Annotated in this window: 14 protein-coding genes and 6 pseudogenes; 9 read left to right on the top strand and 11 right to left on the bottom strand. The window is 68.0% G+C overall.

What is annotated here, in order from left to right; all coding sequences use genetic code 11:
* Positions 1 to 75 precede the first annotated feature (75 nt).
* Both ACZ3TS_RS20130 and ACZ3TS_RS20125 read right to left on the bottom strand, forming a co-directional pair.
* Positions 76 to 579 (bottom strand): hypothetical protein, encoded by a 504-nt coding sequence (locus ACZ3TS_RS20130; protein WP_467619631.1) that lies wholly within the window; start codon positions 577 to 579, stop codon positions 76 to 78.
* On the bottom strand, positions 580 to 2,298 hold the full coding sequence (locus ACZ3TS_RS20125; protein ID WP_467619628.1) for a hypothetical protein: 1,719 nt from the start codon (positions 2,296 to 2,298) through the stop codon (positions 580 to 582).
* A 426-nt stretch (positions 2,299 to 2,724) separates the two neighbouring features.
* Here ACZ3TS_RS20125 and ACZ3TS_RS20120 point away from each other — a divergent pair.
* From ACZ3TS_RS20120 to ACZ3TS_RS20110, 3 genes and pseudogenes are all read left to right on the top strand, one after another.
* Positions 2,725 to 2,962 (top strand): annotated as a pseudogene (locus ACZ3TS_RS20120) (hypothetical protein); the annotation flags it as partial.
* Between the two features lie 390 nt (positions 2,963 to 3,352).
* On the top strand, positions 3,353 to 4,111 hold the full coding sequence (locus tag ACZ3TS_RS20115; protein ID WP_467619625.1) for a hypothetical protein: 759 nt from the start codon (positions 3,353 to 3,355) through the stop codon (positions 4,109 to 4,111).
* Positions 4,112 to 4,296: 185 nt separating this feature from the next.
* A complete protein-coding gene (locus ACZ3TS_RS20110) occupies positions 4,297 to 5,214 on the top strand; it encodes an aminoglycoside phosphotransferase/kinase family protein (RefSeq protein WP_467619623.1) in 918 nt (305 codons plus the stop codon).
* A gap of 58 nt (positions 5,215 to 5,272) precedes the next feature.
* On the opposite strand, the pseudogene ACZ3TS_RS20105 reads toward ACZ3TS_RS20110, so the two are convergent.
* Positions 5,273 to 5,661, bottom strand: a pseudogene (locus tag ACZ3TS_RS20105) (hypothetical protein); the annotation flags it as partial.
* Positions 5,662 to 5,667: 6 nt separating this feature from the next.
* Here ACZ3TS_RS20105 and ACZ3TS_RS20100 point away from each other — a divergent pair.
* Positions 5,668 to 6,180 (top strand): annotated as a pseudogene (locus ACZ3TS_RS20100) (RNA-guided endonuclease InsQ/TnpB family protein); the annotation flags it as partial.
* Positions 6,181 to 6,379: 199 nt separating this feature from the next.
* Positions 6,380 to 6,574: pseudogene (locus ACZ3TS_RS20095) on the top strand (VWA-like domain-containing protein); the annotation flags it as partial.
* A gap of 49 nt (positions 6,575 to 6,623) precedes the next feature.
* Here the strand turns inward: ACZ3TS_RS20095 and ACZ3TS_RS20090 are convergent.
* From ACZ3TS_RS20090 to ACZ3TS_RS20075, 4 genes are all read right to left on the bottom strand, one after another.
* Positions 6,624 to 7,400 (bottom strand): polysaccharide lyase family 7 protein, encoded by a 777-nt coding sequence (locus tag ACZ3TS_RS20090; protein ID WP_467619620.1) that lies wholly within the window; start codon positions 7,398 to 7,400, stop codon positions 6,624 to 6,626.
* Positions 7,401 to 7,437: 37 nt separating this feature from the next.
* The gene (locus ACZ3TS_RS20085; RefSeq protein WP_467619618.1) at positions 7,438 to 8,757 is read right to left on the bottom strand and encodes a ThuA domain-containing protein; all 1,320 of its coding nucleotides are present in this window, start codon (positions 8,755 to 8,757) and stop codon (positions 7,438 to 7,440) included.
* 658 nt (positions 8,758 to 9,415) lie between these two features.
* A complete protein-coding gene (locus ACZ3TS_RS20080) occupies positions 9,416 to 10,258 on the bottom strand; it encodes a patatin-like phospholipase family protein (protein ID WP_467619615.1) in 843 nt (280 codons plus the stop codon).
* Positions 10,259 to 10,394: 136 nt separating this feature from the next.
* Positions 10,395 to 11,054, bottom strand: coding sequence for a DUF305 domain-containing protein (locus tag ACZ3TS_RS20075; RefSeq protein ID WP_467619612.1), 660 nt, complete (start codon positions 11,052 to 11,054; stop codon positions 10,395 to 10,397).
* Positions 11,055 to 11,245: 191 nt separating this feature from the next.
* Here ACZ3TS_RS20075 and ACZ3TS_RS20070 point away from each other — a divergent pair, with 191 nt between their 5' ends.
* Positions 11,246 to 12,751: an LVIVD repeat-containing protein gene (locus tag ACZ3TS_RS20070; RefSeq protein ID WP_467619610.1), complete on the top strand. Its 1,506-nt coding sequence runs from the start codon at positions 11,246 to 11,248 to the stop codon at positions 12,749 to 12,751.
* A gap of 169 nt (positions 12,752 to 12,920) precedes the next feature.
* On the opposite strand, the gene ACZ3TS_RS20065 is transcribed toward ACZ3TS_RS20070, so the two are convergent.
* Positions 12,921 to 13,298 carry a cupin domain-containing protein gene (locus ACZ3TS_RS20065; protein WP_467619608.1) on the bottom strand — a complete coding sequence of 126 codons (378 nt, stop codon included), beginning with the start codon at positions 13,296 to 13,298 and terminating at the stop codon, positions 12,921 to 12,923.
* 337 nt (positions 13,299 to 13,635) lie between these two features.
* Positions 13,636 to 13,879, bottom strand: a pseudogene (locus ACZ3TS_RS20060) (chitinase); the annotation flags it as partial.
* A gap of 1 nt (position 13,880) precedes the next feature.
* On the opposite strand from ACZ3TS_RS20060, the pseudogene ACZ3TS_RS20055 reads away from it, so the two are divergent.
* Positions 13,881 to 14,066, top strand: a pseudogene (locus ACZ3TS_RS20055) (hypothetical protein); the annotation flags it as partial.
* Positions 14,067 to 14,282: 216 nt separating this feature from the next.
* Here the strand turns inward: ACZ3TS_RS20055 and ACZ3TS_RS20050 are convergent.
* Both ACZ3TS_RS20050 and ACZ3TS_RS20045 read right to left on the bottom strand, forming a co-directional pair.
* A complete protein-coding gene (locus ACZ3TS_RS20050) occupies positions 14,283 to 15,287 on the bottom strand; it encodes an aldo/keto reductase family protein (protein WP_467619605.1) in 1,005 nt (334 codons plus the stop codon).
* Between the two features lie 327 nt (positions 15,288 to 15,614).
* Complete coding sequence (locus tag ACZ3TS_RS20045) at positions 15,615 to 15,941, bottom strand: putative quinol monooxygenase (RefSeq protein WP_467619602.1); 327 nt, start codon at positions 15,939 to 15,941, stop codon at positions 15,615 to 15,617.
* 481 nt (positions 15,942 to 16,422) lie between these two features.
* Here ACZ3TS_RS20045 and ACZ3TS_RS20040 point away from each other — a divergent pair, with 481 nt between their 5' ends.
* The gene (locus ACZ3TS_RS20040; RefSeq protein ID WP_467619600.1) at positions 16,423 to 17,358 is read left to right on the top strand and encodes an SGNH/GDSL hydrolase family protein; all 936 of its coding nucleotides are present in this window, start codon (positions 16,423 to 16,425) and stop codon (positions 17,356 to 17,358) included.
* Between the two features lie 342 nt (positions 17,359 to 17,700).
* Complete coding sequence (locus tag ACZ3TS_RS20035; protein ID WP_467619597.1) at positions 17,701 to 18,915, top strand: acyltransferase family protein; 1,215 nt, start codon at positions 17,701 to 17,703, stop codon at positions 18,913 to 18,915.
* Positions 18,916 to 19,004 lie beyond the last annotated feature (89 nt).

Here is a 19,004-nt window from a genome sequence, read left to right as displayed (position 1 = left end):
GTCGTTGTGACGCCGGCGGGTGGCTCCGCCGGCGCCACGCGGCCACGACCCGTCTGGTTCTCAGTCCGGTCAGTCTCAGGAGGCGGCGGACGTCAGGTACGTCAAGTACACCCCTCCGTCGCAGTCGGGGATCTTCCTCAGGGCCCAGCGGCCCTCCACCGTCGCGGAAGAGAAGTTCGACTCGGCGTCGTCGTCCTCCACCTCGCCCTCCTTCAGGGCGTATCCGGCCTTGGGGAGCGGCTTTTGCAAGAAGGCCAGGGTGGCGTCGAAGCCGCCCCGTACGACGGTGGCAACGATGAGCCGGTCGGGGGTGCGGTGCTCCACCGACGTCACGACCGCACCGTCGGGCACCGGCAGGTTCGCCGGGAAGTCCTTGGGCAGCGGCAGTGTGGCAGCGACGGGACAGCCGCCGGGCGCGGCGCCGGGAGTTTTCCCGGCCGACGTATCTGTTGCTTGGCCTGCCGCCCACGGTGTCTCCGCCGCGGGTTCGGCGTGCTTGGTCGTCGCCGAGCATCCGGCGACGGCCGCCAGGCTGAGGACGGCGCCGAACAGTACAGCAGCCAGGGGCGAACGCCTCACCTACTGGCCTCCTTTGGGCTTGCTGTGCTTGCTGCCGACCAGGGTGTCGTACGCGCCGTACAGCGTGTAGCCGGAGGACTGGCGCGCGATGGAGGCCAGTGCGTCGAAGTTCTGGGTGCCGCCGGTGCCGCAGGTGCCGGTGCAGCCGTCGGCGTAGGCGGCGAGCACGCGGCCCTGGGCATCGATGGTGACGTCGTTGAAGTCCAGGAGATTACGGTCCATGCCGCAGGTGGTGCCGCCTGTGCAGATCGAGCCCTTCTGGACCGGGTCGGTTGGGGTGGCGTCGACGGTGACCCAGGACTGGCCGCCGTCGTAGGTGGTGGCCACGTACAGGTGCCAGACGCCCTTGAAGGTGTTCGTGTCCTGGTAGTCGCCGCCGGTGGTGGTGCCCAGGAAGGCGAAGGCGGCGCGGTTGTCGTCGCCTGCGGTCACGGCGGGGAAGACGATGTTCTTGATGCCCAGGGCCGCGCCGACGTTCTGGTCGTACAGCCACGTCTTGCCCTTGTCGTGGCTGACAGCGATACGAGCAGCGCCATCGCTGTTCTGGTAGCCCATGTAGACGGTCCCGGCGGCCCCGACCCCCACGCTCGGATCGGAGTCACCGGGTCCACTGGACAGGTTTTTGCGGACGGTCCACGTGAGCCCGTTGTCTTCGGAGACGGCCACGGCCTGATGGCCGCCGCAGCCCTTGTTGGGTACGTACACCGTGCCGTCAGGGGCGACCTTCACATGGCCGTGCAGGCCGCCGCAGTCCAGCAGCGAGTACATCGGAACGGCGGGCCCGTACGTCAGACCGCCGTCCCGGCTGACCGCGCAGGAGGCGTCGGCGATGTCCTGGGAGCAGTAGTAGACGGCGTGGGGGTACGGCGTGAGGGCGGCCGGCCCGCCCGGGGCGAAGGGACCGCCTCCGATGGTCTGGTGGTCCACACCGGAGTTGATGCCCGAGCCGCCCGTCGGTGTCCACGTCTCGCCGTCGTCGTCCGTGTAGCAGGTCAGGGCGGTCTTGCCGGCGAGCTGAGATTCGAAGGTGCGGTGGGTGGCAGGGTCGGTGAACAGGATCGGGTCGAGGCTGGTGGTGCTGCCCTGGGGACAGCCCTTGGCCGCGTTCGCGCTCTTGTCCTGCCAGGTAGCGGCGCCGGCGCTGTCGTAGGTGACCTTGAGCGTCGAGGTGTACGCCTGGAACATCGCGGCGCCGCTCGAGCGGTCGACGCCGATCGAGGGCTCACCGGCGTTGTGCGCGTCCTTGATGCTGTCGGGCGCCGAGGAGTTCGCGTACGTCGGCGGGACGGCCGTACTCGGCGGCGGGTCGGCCGCGTTGGCGACCAGGCTCGCGGTGCCGCTGAAACTGTTGCCGAGCGGTGCGAACGGCACCACGCGCACGGTGTACGACGCCGTCACCGCCGGAAGCAGTATGGTCTCCGGGTCGCTGCTGGAGGCCGAGGCGGCCACCTCGCGGCCGTCCGCGTCGAGGACGTACAGGTCGAAGTCGGCTGCCGGGTCGGGCCACTTGACGTCGATGCGCAGGCTGTGACCGGCGTCGTAGCCTGCGGGCACCGAGACCTTCAGGGCGTAGTCGTCGCACAGTTGCTGACTCGCGCAGCTCACCGTCCCGGCAGTGCCGGAGACGTTCGGGACGACAAAGGGACCGGCATTCCATGTGGTCGTGGGCACGGTGTCGCTGACCGATCCGGAGGGCGGCGTGGCGGCGTCCGCCGACACGCTCGGCAGGGTGCCGGCCAGGAGCGCCAGCGATCCGACGGCGACAAGCCCCCGCGGCCGCGGGTGACCGTGAAGACGGAGTGCGGAGAGGAGAGCCACAAGTACCTCGTGGTTTCGTGAGTCGGACGAAGGGTGATGGTGCGTGGCGGTACGGTCGGGCCTTCGTCTGCTCTACGGTGAGGTGGGCGACGTCCGTCGCTGGAAATCGAACTCTTTTCGCAGCGGGCCGTGCATGCATGTGGGACCGTCTCCCTATCGTGAAGAGCAAGGCCCAAAGCTCGCGGTCCCACGGGTCTGTCGTCGGCTCGGTATCGGCGCTCCGGCGGGGAATTGCTGGCGCCTCGGAGTGAGGACCGATACCACCGCCGCGATGATGACTCCTTCTGTTGGCAGATTGCGGGTCCCGTCCGCGCCAGGTGAGTGCTGATGCTCACTCAGACCGCGCGTGGGGATTCCCCCTTTCCTTCTGGTTGCGCGTGCGTGAGTACGCCGTGCCGCCGTCCGTGATCGAAACTGCGACGTCCCGGCGTCGTCCCGGGGACCGGGCGGGGGCTGTGCGCCGCCGCAGGTATCGATGTCGATTCCAATCTGCGCTCGGGTGGCGCGCGCCCACAGCCGGGAACTCGCAGCCCAACCTCGCCGTGCCGCTCACCGCCGCGTTCCAAGGTCTCACCGCACTGGCACTGAGCGGCGCGCTCTCCGCCGAGCAGATCGAGGAGGGCCTGGACGAGCGGTTCTCATGCGCGGCTATGCGTCTTGAGCCGGGATGCTCCAACTGGCTATGTAACGGCTCAGGGGGCGGTCGCGTCTTGCACCGTCGGCCGGATGTCCAAAACCTTGGGGTGCGGCTCTTCTGAAGTGAGCTCGTCGGTCACATTACCGGCATCTTGACGTCTCCCAATGCCCTACCCCCTCGCCCGGCAGGGCGATAGAGTCCAGACGTGCGTTGATCTTCCGGGCGGCAGCCACGTGCAGCCGCGGACGGTGCAGGGCGCCTCGTAACGGGGTCGCCCCAGCAGGCATACCCGTCATCACCCCACCGGAGATCCACACCATGACTGCTCAGCAGCCCCTCACCTACGACGCGTTCATCGAGCTCGCTGCCGCTGATTCAGCCGTCGTCGGCCTCGTCCTCAAAGGCTCCCAGGCCCACGACGGCATGACCACCCCGCACTCCGACCACGACCTGTACGTGGTCATTGCCGATGGCGCCAGGACCGACCTGACCCGGTTCGCGGGTCACCGCAGCGGCGAACTCGACCTCGTTATCGTCACTCTCACCGAGTTCTGCGGTGCCGGGATGCCTGGTTGGGAACGTTATGCCCTCGCCCGTGCTCGGATCGTGCTCGACCGGCTCGACGGAGGCATCGCCCGCATCCTTGCCGACTGGGCCCGGCTGGATGCCGAGGAGGCGTTCCGGAACTCCGGCGGATGGCTCGACGCCTACGCCAACTCTCTCTACCGCTCCGTCAAGAACCACCGGGACGGCCGGGCTCTGGCCGCCCGCCTCGACGCGGCCGACAGCACGCGGCTCCTGCTTGAGTTGCTCTTCGCTCTCAACCGTCGCCCCCGCCCCTACAACAAGTACCTGGAGTGGGAGCTCGCCCGGTACCCGCTGCCGGGCTGGGACACCGACATGCTGCTCCGTGCCGTGGACCGTATCTCGGCAACAGGCGACGTATCCGTGCAGCGGCACCTGTTCGCCCTTGTCGAGAAGGCGGCCCGAGAGGCCGGACACGGCGAGGTGCTGGACGCATGGGGCGACGACCTTGACGTCATGCGACCGCAAGAGGCAGACAGCGACACTCCCTGAGCTCTGCCCGGGTGTCACGGCATCGGAGCCGCCCCGGATGGCTCCGTTCGCTGGGCTGAGCCCGCAGCAGTTCACCGAGTTGATCAGCACACTGCGGCGCGAGGGCGCCGACCCGCTTCCAGCGGCTCCAGGCCACCATCCCGGCCCTTGACGGGAGGACCAAGCGACCCATGGAAAGGAAAGCCATGCGTGAACACTCCGACGATCGAGCAGTGAGTGACTGGTGCATCGAACACCTGGGCCACCCGGTTGCCGAGCGCACTTTCACGGCGGGGAATCTGTCCGTGGTCCACGGCCTCCGGCTGACGAACGGCCGCGAGGTGGTGCTGAAGATCCGCGACGACGATGCGCGGCTGCGAGCCTGTACCTGGGTGCAACGCCGGATGTGGCAGGCAGGTTTCCCATGCCCGGAGCCATTGACCGGTCCGTTGCCGCTGGGTAGGAAGGTCGCCAGCGCTGAGACTCCTGTGCCAGGGGGTGGAGATCCCGCGCCCGCCGATGCTCCCCGACTGTTCGCCGGCCTTCTGGCCGACTTCGTGACCCGCGCAGAGGATTTTGATCCGCAGCCGCTGCTACGACCGGCTCCCGCGTGGGTCCACTGGTACCACAAGGAAGATGGCGTCTGGCCGGTCCCGGACGACCGGAACGTCGACCTCAATGCTGAACGGTGCTCTGACACGGCGTGGCTCGACGAGCTCGGCGCGGCCGTACGCGAGCGGCTGCAGGAGGTCCGCGACGCTGCCTGCGTGTTCGGACACGGGGACTGGGACGGCCGCAATGTGAAGTTTCGCGACGTCCGGCCACTCGCGGTCCATGACTGGGACAGTGTGGTCTACGAGCCCGAGGTGGTGATCATCGGCCAGGCCGCCGCCGTGTTCGAGGGCGGACCCACTGGTGCAGGCGCCTCGGTCGAACGGACGGTTGCCTTCCTGGAGGAGTACCAAACCGCGCGCAGACGGGTGCTGAGCAACAACGAACTGCAGCTGTGCTGGGCAGCGGGCCTGTGGGTGCGCGCCTTCAACGCCAAGAAGTTCCATCTCGACAACTTCGATGCGCTGGGGCGCGACGAAGCCGAGACGAGGATGAGGCATGCCGGGATCTGATGAGGGTGGAAATGCGAAGCTTCCCGCACCACTGGGGAGATCAAAGCTGCGTGCAGTTCGTCTTCGACGGCGGGATCCGCACCCCGAAGTCCCACGGTGTACAGGGCGGTTGAAGGGATCGACCGGCGACTCGACAGCCACGCCGAAGCGCCGGGCGATTTCCCCGGCGTACCGCTGCTCGAGGAAGTGGAAGTACCCGTCGATCTTCAGCAGCTTGCCGCGCAGCGTGGACGTTGCGCGCTTGCCGACCCCGGCGAAGTACTGATCCAGGTGCCGCGGCGTGATCTGCCACGGTGGCAGGTCATAGAAATCGCATACCTCGACGACGGGTTGGACTTGGCGGTGCAGGGTGATGGGGGCCAGACCTGCGACGTAGCGCGCCCACAGGTACTCCATCCGTTGATCTTGCGTGGGTGTCCCCGGCTTCAGCCGGGGAGGGAAACGCATCTCAGCCGCTGCAAGCGCGGCTCCAAGCGCCGTCACAAGGCCGTGGAGAAGGCGGCCCGGCTTCACCGCAAGGTTCGCCGACAGCGCCTGGACCACGCGCACAAGACCGCGCTTGACCTCGTACGCAAACACGACTTCATCGCGCACGAAGACCTCAAGATCCGCAACATGAGCAAGGCCCCGGCCCCGAAGCCGGACCCCGACCAGCCGGGCAGCTTCCTGCCCAACGGGGCCGGGGCGAAGGCCGGGCTGAACCGGTCGATCAACGATGCCGGATGGGGGGTGTTCCTCCAGATCCTCACCGCCAAGGCAGAGTGCGCCGGACGGGAAGTGATGGCCGTGGACCCCCGCAACACCTCCCGACGGTGCCCCGAATGCGGGCACACCGCCAAGGAGAACCGGCCCGCACAGGAGAAGTTCCACTGCGTAGCCTGCGGCCACAACGCGCACGCGGGCACGGTGGGCGCTGTCAATGTCCTACGGGCCGGGCTGGTCCGTCGCGAAGCCGCACCGGCATAGCGAGAAGCCCCCTCATTCATGAGAGGGAGGAGTCACTATCGTGTCCTGGAAGAACGCGTCGGCGTCGCCATCGGTGACGGTCGCGGCCGCGCGGCGCTGGAGGGTGACGACGTCCGCGAGCCCGGTCTCCGTGCGCTCCGCGACCGCCGGCCCCCGGCGCGGGCGACGCTGCGGCCAGGGTCTCGCGCCCGCTGTGCCGTGCCGTGCCGAGGGAATACCGCTGATGGGCGGTGGGGGTACGGATCTGCGCAGGGGCTTCGCCAAGGCGCTCCGAGCGCCGCCCCGACCCGATGTCATCGTGGTCCTCACCGACGGGCAGACGCCTTGGCCGGACACACGACCGCCGTGCAGGACGGTCGTGGGCCTGTCCCCCCGGCAGCGGGCAGCCCGGTCATAGGACGAGCGCACGGGCTCCGGTCTCTGCCGCCCGTACGGTCGACGGATCAGCTGTGGGAGACGGTCAGTCCGTAGAAGGCGACCCGGGCTCCCTTCGTCGTGCTGTCCGAGGACGACTGGTTGTAGGAACCGGCCTTGAAGTACTGCTTGTACGGCTTGAAGGAGGAGGGGATGGCGTAGTGGGTGGTGGCGCCGTTGACGGTCAGGTCGATGGTGTTGCCGCCCGAGACACCGATGGTGTAGCTCCAGGTCTTGCCGATGGACACATGCCCCACCGTGTGCGGCGTCTGACCGCCGGACGGGGAGTTCTCGGTGCCCAGGACGATGTCGCCGTTGGCGTGGTAGTACAGCTCCAGGAGCGGCTTGGTGGACGAGCCCCCGGTGCCGAGGTGGATCTGCCCCACACACACGTTGGACGTCACGGACACCACGCGCAGGGTCGCGCTCAGGCGGTGGGTGCCGCTGAGCGACCAGTTCGCGGCGCTGCCGTCGCGGTTCATCTCCCGGAGTTCCGAACGGGCGTAGTTGGAGTTGGGCGTGGTGACGCCCTTCTCGGGTGCCCAGAAGGTCATCGCACCGTCTCGGGCGTCGGTGTAGAAGTAGGCGTCCTGGTAGCCGTTGGGTCCCTGGAGCCGGGACGAGGGGATGGTGGTCGGGGATCCGGGGGAGCCCACCGGCTCCTGGAGCTGCCATATCGACAGGTCGAAGTTCCCGCCGGGCGCGACTTTCGGGTCAGCGGCGTTCGCGCTGCCGCTGCCGAAGGCTGCCAGTGTGCCGACGAGGCCTGCGATGGTGGTCACCGCGAGGAACTTGGAACGGGTCATGTGGGGGGCCTCCCGAGGAGTGAAGAGCAGAGCGCGCCTACTGCGCGGCCAGCTGGAAGCTCTGCGTGCCGGAGCCGTCGCAGCTTCGCTGGGTCAGCTGAATGCTGTTGCCGGCAGTGGCGGCGGCACTGAGGCACTTTCCGCTGTGGCGGGCGACGAAGTGGTATCTCCCGCCCGTCTCCTGGACCGGCTGCCACTGCTGGTTCTGGCCGCCGGCGTAGGACCACAGCTGCAGCGGGGCGTTGTCCGCCTGGGAGCGGTCGGTGACGTCGACGACCTGCTGGATGTTGCCGCGGGCGGCAATACGGACGTATCCGCTGTCGGTGGAGCGGAACTGGAACTGCTGCGCCGCGGTGTTGTTGCAGACGTACTGCTGGACTACGGTGCCGTTCGCGGTGGCCGCAGCACGTGCGTCGACGCAGGTTCCGTTCCCGGCGTTCCGCATCGTGTACCAGGCGGTCTCGGAGATCGGATCAGCGGGCGGCTGGGTGTCGTCGGCTCCGCCGAGCCACTTGAGCCCGTCGAGCACGAACCGGTTCTGCGTCTGGCTGGCAAAGGTGGACGACAGGGTGGTGTTGGTGTCGTAGTCCATCGCGTTGTGGCCGAAGTTGGCGTACAGCATCCTGTACTTGGTGTTCGTCCAGAGGATCGGGTAGTAGCCGCTGTACCAACTCTGGTCGGGGTCGGTCCCGAGCGGAAAGCTGCTCGGGTCGATGGAGGCCAGGATCTTGATGTCCGGGTTCTGGCGCAGGTCGTTGGACCAGCTGTACCACTCGCTCACCGACGAGGTGAAGGTGGACGGCAGGTTTCTGGTCGACGGATGGCTGCGGTCCTCGACTTTCAGGACAGCTGTCGTCGGTCCCCAGGTATTGGACTTGAAGTTGCCGCTGCCGAGGAACTGGTTGTGGTACCAGGGCCAGCTCGAGGCGTCGGTGGTGAAAGCGGAGACATGGAAGCCCATCCAGGCCCCGCCGTTGCGCATGTACTGCTCGAATCCGGCCCGCTGTGCGGCAGTCTGCGGCAGGTCGTCGAGGAAGATCACCACGTGGAAGCCGTTGACCCCGCCGTTGGCGAGGAGGTTCCAGTCGTTGCTCGCGGTGTAGGTGAAGCCGTTCGCGGCCGCCTGTTCGGGGAACCAGTCGTTCGCCTCGTGCACGAAGCTGATGTGCGCGGCGTCCCAGGTGCCGTTGTAGAGGGCCAGAATCTTGAACGGGGATGCCGCGCGAGCCGGCGTCTGCGCGGGGGGAACCGCCAGGCCCAGCAGCGCTGCCAGCAGAACGAGCAACCGCAGTACCGTGCGGGCGCGGGCAACTGGTCCGAATCGGTTGGGAGATGAGGTGGGGGGTGGCTCGGCCATGCGGGATTCCAGCCTTTCGCGTGCGGCTGACGGTGGGGGAGGCCGTGGAGCAGAGTTCAACAATATGAACGTTGGGCGCACTCTTGGATCGCTGGTGACCTGTGAACCTAAAGGTCTGAACCAGACACGTCAAGAGGTGAAGCAAAGGCACCCCTTGCTGAGGGGAACACGCGCACTCCTTGAAGCAGGATCCGCCCTACTGTGCCTGCCCCGAGGTTCTCGGGAAGTGTGGAGTTGGCGCAGCGCGCCGTACGGCGTCGGTCGTCGACCGGGTGTACGCGTACCTGTTGCGGACCTCCCCTTCGGGGTCTCGTACGGACTCCCGCTCCACCGACCGTGAACAGACCGGCGTGGAAACAGGCGGTCTCCGCGCGGGCCGGCCGCCTGAGACGGGGGCGGAAGCTCAAGCGGGTCCGCGACGGGGACCAGCACAGACGTGGTGGCCGCCAAAGCCGGTGATTGGTCTGCCTGGAGTAGGGAACGTGCCCACGACAGAGCACTCCGCTCGCTCTGGAGGGAAGATAGGCATGCGGGCCTCCGTGCCGAGTTCCCCGAGCCGGCAAGGGGGCTCGCACGCGCCATGCTGAGGGTGTGACTGCGGGCTCGACGGCCTCGGAATGCGGCTTGCCGAGCCTTACGACGGAGTCGTACAGGTGTCTCAGGCGCGGGTCCACTCAATGGTCAGTCCGCGGCCCTGCAGGCGCCCCGCCTCGGCGGCCGGCCTGCGCGTGGCAGGGTCCAGCGGATTGGCGCCGATCCCTGCTCGCGACGCCTCGTCCGGCTCGATGAGCGCGACCTCGGCGCCCTGCGCGCGCAGTTCCTCCACGGCCTGCTCCAGCGGCTTGTCGCTGGGGAACGGCTCGACGGCTCCCATCGGTACGATCACCAGCACGCGGGACGCACCGGCGGCGTAGTCCGCGTTGGCCATGGAACGGACACCGCCGTCGACGTACCGGCGCCCGTCGATCGTCACGGGCGGCCAGACTCCAGGGACCGCACAGCTTGCGGCGACGGCGTCGACCAGGCCGACCCCGGACGAGTTGTCGAACACGCGCGGACGGCCGCTCTCGGCGTCGACCGCCACGATCTTCAGCGCCCGCGCCGGCCATCCGTGCGACGGCAGCCGCGACTCGATGACTGCCCGGCGATCCGGCTCAGGAACGGTCGCGGCGCGGAGGGCGAACTCCCCGACCGCGCGCCGCATCTCCGCAACGGTGGCGGCTTCGCCCAACGCCGCGCCGATGTCCGCGGCGAAGCGGTCGAGGTCCATCTCGGCCATGATCTCTTCGGGCTGCAACGCGGGGTCCACCTGCCGGGCGTACAGCTCCTCCAGGATCAGCCCGCTGCCCAACTGGGCCGCCACGGTCGACCCGGCGGAGGTGCCCACGATCAAGTCGGCTCCCGTTACGTCCTGGTCCGCATCCGCCAGCCCTGCCAGCAGACCGGTGATCCACGCGATCCCCCCGACACCGCCCCCGCCCAGCACCAAGGCATCTGCCATGGCCGCCCCCTTGATCGCCGACGTGTTGCTGTGAACCTTACAGCTCATGTCTTGTGGACGACTCGGCAGTCGGAAGCCGTAACGACCTCGCCAACTGAAGATCGGAATGCGCTCGGCCGGGACCGCGCTGTTGCCCTTACAACATGCTGCGCATTCGCGTGATCTCGCTGGTCTGCTGGGCGACCACGTCGTCGGCCATCTCCTCGATCCGGATGTTGTTGCCCTGGGCCTTCACGTCGGTGGCCATGGTGATCGCCCCCTCGTGATGGGTGATCATCAGCGTGAGGAAGAGCTGGTCGAAGGCCTTCCCTTCGGCGGCGCGCAGTTGCTTCAACTGCGCCGCGGTCGCCATCCCGGGCATCGCCGCGTGCTCGTGCTCGTGGGCGCTGTCCTTCTCCGCCTCGCCATACGTCTCCAGCCAACCCTTCATGGCTCTGATCTCCGGCCCCTGGGCGGCGGCGATCCGCTCGGCGAGCCGTCTGATCTGGACGGAATCTGCGCGTTCCGGGGCGAGTTCGGTCATTTCCAGGGCCTGGGAGTGGTGCTCGATCATCATCCGCGCGTAGGAGACGTCCGAAGAGTTGGGAGAGTCGTCCTCCGCACGCTGCCGGGCAGCCTCCTCGGCTGACAGGGTCCGGTTCGCCTCCCCTGGCTGGCCCGGCGCGATCACTGAAGGGCCTTTCGCCGTAGCCGGCTTCGCGTCCGAACCGGAGTCGCAACCCCCGATTCCGAGCACGGCCAGGGCCGACAGCCCGGTCGCGACGAGTGACGCACGTGACGTACGGCGCAGTAGCACAACGGCCTCCTGTGGCAGGCGGGTTGAAGGACACCTCGTGAGTGTTGGTCACCGTCCTAGCACGCTTCCGCGCGTTGCTGATTCAAAAACATCATTACAAGTCCGTTGCCCTCTTTTGATATGTGCATGGTGAAGGCGATACTTCGGCTTGCGTGACCGTTCCGAGGCGAACGGAAACAAGGGAGGAAACAGTGATCCTGTTGAACGACCTTCGAACACGGCGCAGACGCCTGGGAGTTGCCGCAGCCGCCACCGGACTGCTGGCCGCTCTCCTCACGGCCACCCCGGCCACCGCGATCCCCGATCCCGGGGACGCCGCTGCGTCCGTGTCCAAGGAGGTCTCCAAGAGTGCCCAGGCCGAGGCGCGGGAGGCCATCGCGAGCGGCGCGATACCCGGCCAGGACGAGATCGTCCACTCCGCCAACGTCGAGCACGTCGCCAACGTCCCCAAGGACGCGCTTCCCGGAACCAATTCGGACCTGGCCTTCCAGGGAACATACGCCTTCGCGGGCAACTACGACGGCTTCCGCATCTTCGACATCAGCAACCCGCGGTCACCGAAGACGGTCGCCCAGGTCATGTGCCCCGGCTCGCAGAACGACGTCTCCGTCTCCGGCAACCTGCTGTTCCTGTCCACCGACTCCTCGCGCAGCGACAGCAGTTGCAACAGCACCACGCAGCCGGCGACCGAGAAGTCCTCGTGGGAGGGCATGAAGGTTTTCGACATCAGCGACAAGACGAACCCGAAGTACGTCGCCGCCGTCGAGACCGCCTGCGGCTCCCACACCCACACGCTGGTGCCGGAGCGCAGAGACGTCTACATTTACGTCTCCTCGTACTCGCCGAGCGCCACCTACCCCGACTGCCGGCCGCCGCACGACGGCATCTCCGTCATCAAGGTGCCGCGTGACGCTCCCGAGCAGGCGGCGGTCGTCGACTTCCCGGTGCTCTTCCCCGGCGATGGCCCGGACGGCGGCGGCAACCCGGGCGCGCCCACCAACCCGGGCGTGTCCAAGACGACCGGCTGTCACGACATCACGGTCCTGCCATCCGAGGACCTGGCCGCCGGCGCCTGCATGGGCGACGGCATTCTGCTGTCCATCAAGGACCCGGCGCACCCGAAGGTCATCGACCAGGTGCAGGACAACGTCAACTTCGCGTTCTGGCACTCTGCGACCTTCAACCAGAAGGCGAACAAGGTCGTCTTCACCGACGAGTTGGGCGGCGGCGTCGGGGCCACCTGCAACGAGGCGACCGGCCCGAACCGCGGGGCCGACGGCATCTACGACATCGTCGGCAAGGGCGAGGAGCGCAAGCTCGTCTTCCGCAGCTACTTCAAGATCCCCCGCCACCAGGCGGACACCGAGAACTGCGTGGCCCACAATGGCTCGCTGATCCCGGTCAAGGGCAAGGACCTCATGGTGCAGGCCTGGTACCAGGGCGGCGTCTCCGTCTGGGACTTCACCGACTCCGCCCGCCCGAAGGAGATCGCCTACTTCGAACGCGGTCCGTTGACCACCGACCTCATCACGGTCGGCGGCTCCTGGTCGGCGTACTACTACAACGGCTACATCTACTCGAACGACATCGCCAAGGGCTTCGACGTCCTGAAGATCACCGACCGGCGTACGGACCCGGCGAAGCGGGTCCACCTGCGTGAGCTCAACGTGCAGACGCAGCCGGACTATTTCGACTGACAGCGAGAAACGGGTCATGGCACCGCCCGGGGGTCAGGCTCTTCGGGGCCTGACTCTTCGACTGGCTGGCGCTCCGGCTGTACGTGTGCGGAATCGTCGGCCGACCGGGCGGTGTCACTTGGCGCGAGGCTTGCGTGGCGTCCTGGCTTCACTCGCCGCGCGCCCACGCTCAAGGGTTGCTCGCGGTCCCGCCGCCCGGGGGATCCGTCTCGAGGTAGGAGAAGACGAGCATCGTGACGCCCACCTCCGAGATCCACGGGCCGTGTGGCATTCGGGGCGGGCGGCAGGCGAACATGCCCGCGGTGAAGGTCTCACCGAGAGTCAGGTCGTGCAGCGCGCCCTCAAGGAGGTAGACCTCCTCCCAGAAGTCGTGGCGGGCCACGCCTTGCGCCGAGGTGTCGGTACCTGGCGCCCAGCGGACGAGCGCGGTACGGCTTCCGGTCCCGGGATCCTCGGCCAGGACGCGCTCCTCGACGCAGGAGTCCTCTCCCCCGGGTGTTGTCCACGGCCCGTCGGGGATGTGGAACTCCAACTCGGGCTTGCTCATCGCGGCACCTCCGGGCGTCGGTTGGCAAGGACGGATGTCTTCTCGCGGACTTTCGTGACTTCGTCGGTGTCCTCCGGCATCGTCGATGACGAGGAACAACCGCCGGTCCAAGAGCTCCCGGCCATCATGCGGCACGTCGGCCGGCCAGGAAGTCCGCTCCCCCCATCTTGCCTACGACGAGGGCCGATTGAGGTCCAGCGCGCCGCAGCCGTGGTGTCAGCTTCGATATCGGCACCCGCTCCGGTTTGAACCCCCAGGCCGGCGTCCTGGGGGTTCATCGGTATGCGTGCCAGAATCCGGCGGAAAGCAGGGTGATCGGCCGTCAGTCGACCTCGACACCCCGCGTGAACGGCTCGAAGGTGTGGCTGAAGTACCAGGCGTCCTCGGCGATACCGGAACAGGAGTTGGCCCCCGGCCGTCCCGACGCAGCCACCGTTGTCGCGCTGGAGTGCCCAGAAGGAAAGAGTGTTGATCTTCTTGGCGACGGCCCACTTCTCGGCCGCGACGGCGTCTTGCGTCGTGAAGGTCTCCTCGGGGCCGTAGTCGTCGATGCCCGGCATCTCGGTGACGCCGATCATGCCGATCCCGCCGGACCAGTTCTACGTGGTCAGAGCGGGCGCGACCGCCGCACCGATCAACGCCGTGCTCGGCCTGGGCCTGGCCGCCCTCGTCCCGGACAACGGCATCGACGCGATGCACGTGGCGGACGACGACGCCGTCGGGCTTGCGGGCTTCCTCATCGACGGCGGCCCCACCAACTCGGGAACCGGACGCCGTCGGGCATGACAGCCTTCGGGCCGGCCACCTCCGGCCCGAAGCCCTCCACCGCCGACCGCCACGGCGGTCAACTCCCTGCCCGGCTGTCGGCGCCACAGTGACCCCTGGTGCCCGGTGCGGCAGCGACCGGTCCGCAGTCCGACGCCGTCCCTTGAACGGGCGCCGAGTCGAGGGCGACGCCGAGACTCCAGCAGGCACGTCGGTGGCTCAGGGGCGGCGCTCCGGCACGTTGTCGTGGACCCGCTTGGGATCGGTGACCGCAACCGGTTCCAGGATCTCCTCGATGCGGGCCATCAGGCCGGCTTCCAGCACGACACCGGCCGCCTTGGCGTTCTCCGCAACCTGCTCCGGCCGTGAGGCGCCGATGATGGCGGCCGAGACGTTGGGGTTCTGCAGGACCCAGGCCACCGCCAGTTGCGCGAGGGACAGCCCGGCCTCGGCGGCCAGCGGCCTGAGCTGCTGAACGGCCGTCAGCACGTCGTCGCCCATCCACCGCGCGATCATGTCGGCCCCGCCCTTGCCGTCGGTGGCCCGCGAGCCCTGCGGAGGCTGCTGACCGGGCTCGTACTTGCCCGTCAGCACACCTTGCGCGATCGGCGAAAACACCACCTGGCCCATACCCAGCTCCTCACAGGTGGGCACGACCTCACCCTCGATGACCCGCCACAGGGCGTTGTACTGGGGCTGGTTGGACACCAGGGGGACGCGCAGCTCCCGCGCCAGCAAGTGAGCGCGCCGGATCTGCTCCGCGGGCCACTCGGAGACACCGATGTAGTGGGCCTTGCCGGAGTGGACGATGTCGGCGAACGCCTCCATCGTCTCCTCCAGCGGCGTGGCCACGTCGTAGCGGTGCGCCTGGTACAGGTCCACGTAGTCGGTCTGCAGGCGCCGCAGCGACCCTTCGATCGACTCCATGATGTGCTTGCGTGACAGGCCCCGGTCGTTGCGGCCCGGTCCGGTGGGCCAGTACACCTTCGTGAAGATCTCCAGGCCTTCGCGGCGTTCGCCCTTGAGTGCGTCACCCAGGACGGACTCGGCCCGCGTGCCGGCGTAGACGTCGGCGGTGTCGAAGGTCGTGATGCCGGTCTCCAGCGCGGCACGCACACACGCTTCGGCCGCGTCCGCCTCCACCTGCGAACCGTGGGTGAGCCAGTTCCCGTAGGCGATCTCGCTGATGACCAGGCCGCTGCGGCCGAGGTGACGGTATTCCATGGGGCTCATCCTTTGTTGGCACGCGGGCGGGCGACTGCTGCAGGGACTCTGGGCAGGGCTTTCATCAGATCATTTCGCGGCCCCCAGCAACAGCCCATGACTACTACTGCTGGACGTACTCTGCGCAGGGTCACCCAGCCGCGAGCCGCGGACCGGGAGGTTCTGGCCGAATGGGAAACAGGTAGGTCTTCAGGCGGGCAGCGGCACGTACTGCGAACTCCGCGGCACCGACGGACGGATCGCACGATGCCATGCCCCGTCACGCCTGATCGGACGGGGTGGCTCTCGTCACGCCACCACGGCACTCACGTGCCCTGTGCGATGCCCTCAGTCCTGAACGGCCATCTCACCGAGCAAGGACCAGTCATCCTGCTCCAGGACCGCGTTGACGATCCGGGGTGTCTCGACCAGGTGGGGTGGCAGGGTCTGCTGTGCGGTCTTGAAGTGCTCGGACTGGACATGCGCGGCACCGGCGTCACCGTCCCGGAACGCCTCGACGAGCACGTACTCGGTCGGATCGTCGAGGCTCCGCGACCAGTCGAACCACAGACAGCCGGGTTCACTGCGGGTCGCCTCGGTGAACTCCCGCGAAATCTCGGGCCACCGCTCCGCGTACTCCGGCTTGATCCGGAACTTGGCCGTGATGAAAATCATTCCACTCTCCCTGTTCACGCTCGATCTTCACCCATCGTAGGGCGAAGTCCGGCCGCAGCACCGGAATGCCGGCGCTCAACGGTCCAGTGATCGCCGCCGCCACTCAGCGAGGCCGTCGCGGTGAGCCCGCCGGGTGCGGGCCGAACGGAAACACTGAGTCTCAGATCTCCCTCATCGCGGAAGTCTCTGTGGCCGGCGCCAGTGAGCGGGCCGCCGGCCTTGCGTTCTGGTGACGGCCGAACGGCGCTCACCAGCCTCGCGCCGGCCCGGGACGGTCTCTGCGACGCGGAAGTGGGCATGGGGCAGCCTGATGTCCGCGCGCCCTCGCCGCGATGTCCTCGCGCCCTCGCCGCTCAGCTCGCGGGCTCCCGCCTCTGGCCTCCGAGACATACCGGACGGTATACAAACCCCGTCGAACGCGTGAGAGCCGCCCGTTGGTGCCGACTCCGCGCGATGTCCCGGCTTCAGGGGGAGGATTCTCATGGCGAACGACACGCGTAAGTGCCAAGCGGTGAGACGCGGCCGATGGCCCGTCGCGGTAGGGGCGGCGCTCGGCAGTTGCGTTCTCTTTACCGCTTCCGCAGTACCTGCCGCAGCGCACGGCGCGGGACCCGGACGCGACAGGCAGTACGTGTCACTCGGGGACTCCTACACCTCGGGCCCCCTCATCCCGCAGCAGGTGGACGCGAACTGCGCTCGTTCCGACCACAATTATCCCTCGATCGTGGCGGCGGAGCGAAAGGTGACCGCGTTCAAGGACGTGAGCTGCGGCGGAGCGACGACCGAGAACATGTGGAAGTCACAGGGCACCAACGATCCTCAGCTGAACGCGGTGCAGCGGGACACCGATCTGGTGACGGTCCAGATCGGCGGCAACGACATCGGTTTCGGCTCCATCATCGCCACCTGCGCCCGCCTCAGCTCCCAGGACATGGCGGGAAACCCGTGTCAGCGTTACTACGCCTCCTCCGGGATCGACCAGTTGGCGGTCGACATCGCGCAGACCGCGCCGAAGATCGACCGTGTGCTGCGGGCCGTGCACGCCAAGGCGCCGCACGCCCGGGTGCTCGTCGTCGGCTACCCGGACCTGCTGCCCGACGACGGCAGCGGCTGCTATCCCTCGGTGCCCTTCGCGTCGAAGGACTTCCCCTATCTGCGGGACACCGAGAAGCGGCTGAACCTGATGCTTCACCTGGTGGCCGAGTGGAATCGTGCGCAGTACGTCGACACCTACGCGCCCACCCGCGGTCACGACATGTGCAAGGCGCCCGGGGACCGGTGGATCGAACCGTTGCAGCCCACCTCGCCTGCGGCCCCCGCACACCCCAATGCCAAGGGCGAGGAAGCCATGGCGCGTGCCGTACTCGAGCGCCTGGACAAAAGGGCATGGACGCGACTGAGCGGTGCAACGCCCTGAGTCCCGGCGTTGCGGGTTGTCCTCAACAGGGCCTGTTGCCGCGTGAGGGGGCTCATCGGCCGACCTACAAAGACGGGTGAGCCTCCGCTTTCCGTGCGGCTGGTCCTACGCGTGACAGCCGGTACGGATGCGGCAGGCGCCACGAGGCAGGGCCCTCCTCGCCCGGCTTCGCGGCCGTCCCCCCTCGGCCATCCCGGTGTCATTTCCCCCCGGCCCGAGGCGTGCGGGTGGCGATACTCGTCAACACCAGTGTGATGTTGCCTACGTGACCGGAATGAAAGGTGATGAACGGGCAACGTTCCCCTCCATGCCCCCCACAAACACGCCCAAGCAGGTGACGCGATGAGGACGGCGACCAAGGCGCCCGGAACGCCGTCCGCCACCGCGACCGCGACCGCGACCGCGACCGCGACCGCGACCAGGATTCCTCCGCCCGTCTCGGCTCCCTCCCTACCGTCCCTCACCGGACTGCGGTGGGTAGCCGCGCTGCTGGTCTTCGGACTGCATGTGCGCAACTTCGGTTATTTCGGAGGCACCGGCGGAGACATCATGACGTGGGCATTCGAAGCCGGTGAGACCGGAGTGTCGTTCTTCTTCGTGCTGTCCGGGTTCGTACTGACGTGGTCCGTACGGCCGAACGACCGCGCGTTCGCCTTCTGGCGGCGGCGCTTCGCCCGTATCTATCCCGTCCATCTGGTCACCGCCGCCGTCGCGCTGCTCATGGCATACACGCTGGCCCATCAAACGAAGCCGACGCTGCCCCAGGCACTGGCCAACGCCCTGCTGGTCCATTCCTGGTGGCACCCGTGGTGGCAGACGCTGAACCCGGTCAGCTGGTCACTGACCTGCGAGGCCTTCTTCTACGCCACCTTCCCGCTGCTCGCACTCCTGCTGGGCCGTGTCGGCAGCCGGGGATCCGCGGCCCTGGCCGGGGCATCGGTCCTGACGGTACTGGTCCTGGGCTGGGCGGACGCGCACCACTGGCTGGGCCAGTCAATGAATTCCTTCCCCGCCGCACGTCTGCCCGAGTTCGTCCTCGGCGCCACCGTCGCCCGGCTGGTGCTCCTCGGCCGCTGGCGCGGACCTGGTCTGGAGGCCTCTCTTGCCCTGGCGATCGTCGGCTACTTCCTGGTCCCGCAGGCCAGCCCCGGATACCCGGCCACGGCCTGCACCATCATCGGCTTCGCCCTGCTCATCCCGGCGGCGGCCGTCGCGGACCTCCATGGCCTGCCCTCGTTGTGGCGCCACCGGCGGCTGGTGCGCCTGGGCGAACTTTCTTTCGCCTTCTACATGGTCCACCTGCTGGTGCTGCGGGCCGGCACCAACCTGCTCGGTGTCTCCCCCCGATTCGACGTGTCGGCGGCCGTGACCGCCACTGCCGTGGCGTTCACCGTCTCCCTCGGTCTGTCCTGGGTCCTGTACGAGGCGGTGGAACGTCCCGCACGACGGCTGCTGCTCCGCAACCGGCGTTCCGCCAAGCCGCTGCCGACATCGCAGGCAGGCCGGCCGGAGCCGGCTGCGCCGAACCGTGATGCTCCGGCCGCAGCACCGGACTGAGCCATCCGGTCGACGGGATGCGTCACGGACCGAGGGGTTGCCTGCGAGAAGGCATCCGGGAGCCAACTGCTGGGCCGCCACCGGAACGC

The sequence above is a fragment of the Streptomyces sp. NPDC022910 genome (assembly GCF_055561075.1).
Note: the sequence above shows the minus strand (reverse complement) of the source record. Positions and strands in the feature narration are given on the sequence as shown.

Coding starts and splice junctions, on each gene's coding strand:
- ACZ3TS_RS20040 (WP_467619600.1), top strand. CDS start 16,423: ATGGCGAACGACACGCGTAAGTGCCAAGCGGTGAGACGCGGCCGATGG.
- ACZ3TS_RS20110 (WP_467619623.1), top strand. CDS start 4,297: ATGCGTGAACACTCCGACGATCGAGCAGTGAGTGACTGGTGCATCGAA.
- ACZ3TS_RS20050 (WP_467619605.1), bottom strand. CDS start 15,287: ATGGAATACCGTCACCTCGGCCGCAGCGGCCTGGTCATCAGCGAGATC.
- ACZ3TS_RS20090 (WP_467619620.1), bottom strand. CDS start 7,400: ATGACCCGTTCCAAGTTCCTCGCGGTGACCACCATCGCAGGCCTCGTC.
- ACZ3TS_RS20080 (WP_467619615.1), bottom strand. CDS start 10,258: ATGGCAGATGCCTTGGTGCTGGGCGGGGGCGGTGTCGGGGGGATCGCG.
- ACZ3TS_RS20085 (WP_467619618.1), bottom strand. CDS start 8,757: ATGGCCGAGCCACCCCCCACCTCATCTCCCAACCGATTCGGACCAGTT.
- ACZ3TS_RS20035 (WP_467619597.1), top strand. CDS start 17,701: ATGAGGACGGCGACCAAGGCGCCCGGAACGCCGTCCGCCACCGCGACC.
- ACZ3TS_RS20115 (WP_467619625.1), top strand. CDS start 3,353: ATGACTGCTCAGCAGCCCCTCACCTACGACGCGTTCATCGAGCTCGCT.
- ACZ3TS_RS20065 (WP_467619608.1), bottom strand. CDS start 13,298: ATGAGCAAGCCCGAGTTGGAGTTCCACATCCCCGACGGGCCGTGGACA.
- ACZ3TS_RS20045 (WP_467619602.1), bottom strand. CDS start 15,941: ATGATTTTCATCACGGCCAAGTTCCGGATCAAGCCGGAGTACGCGGAG.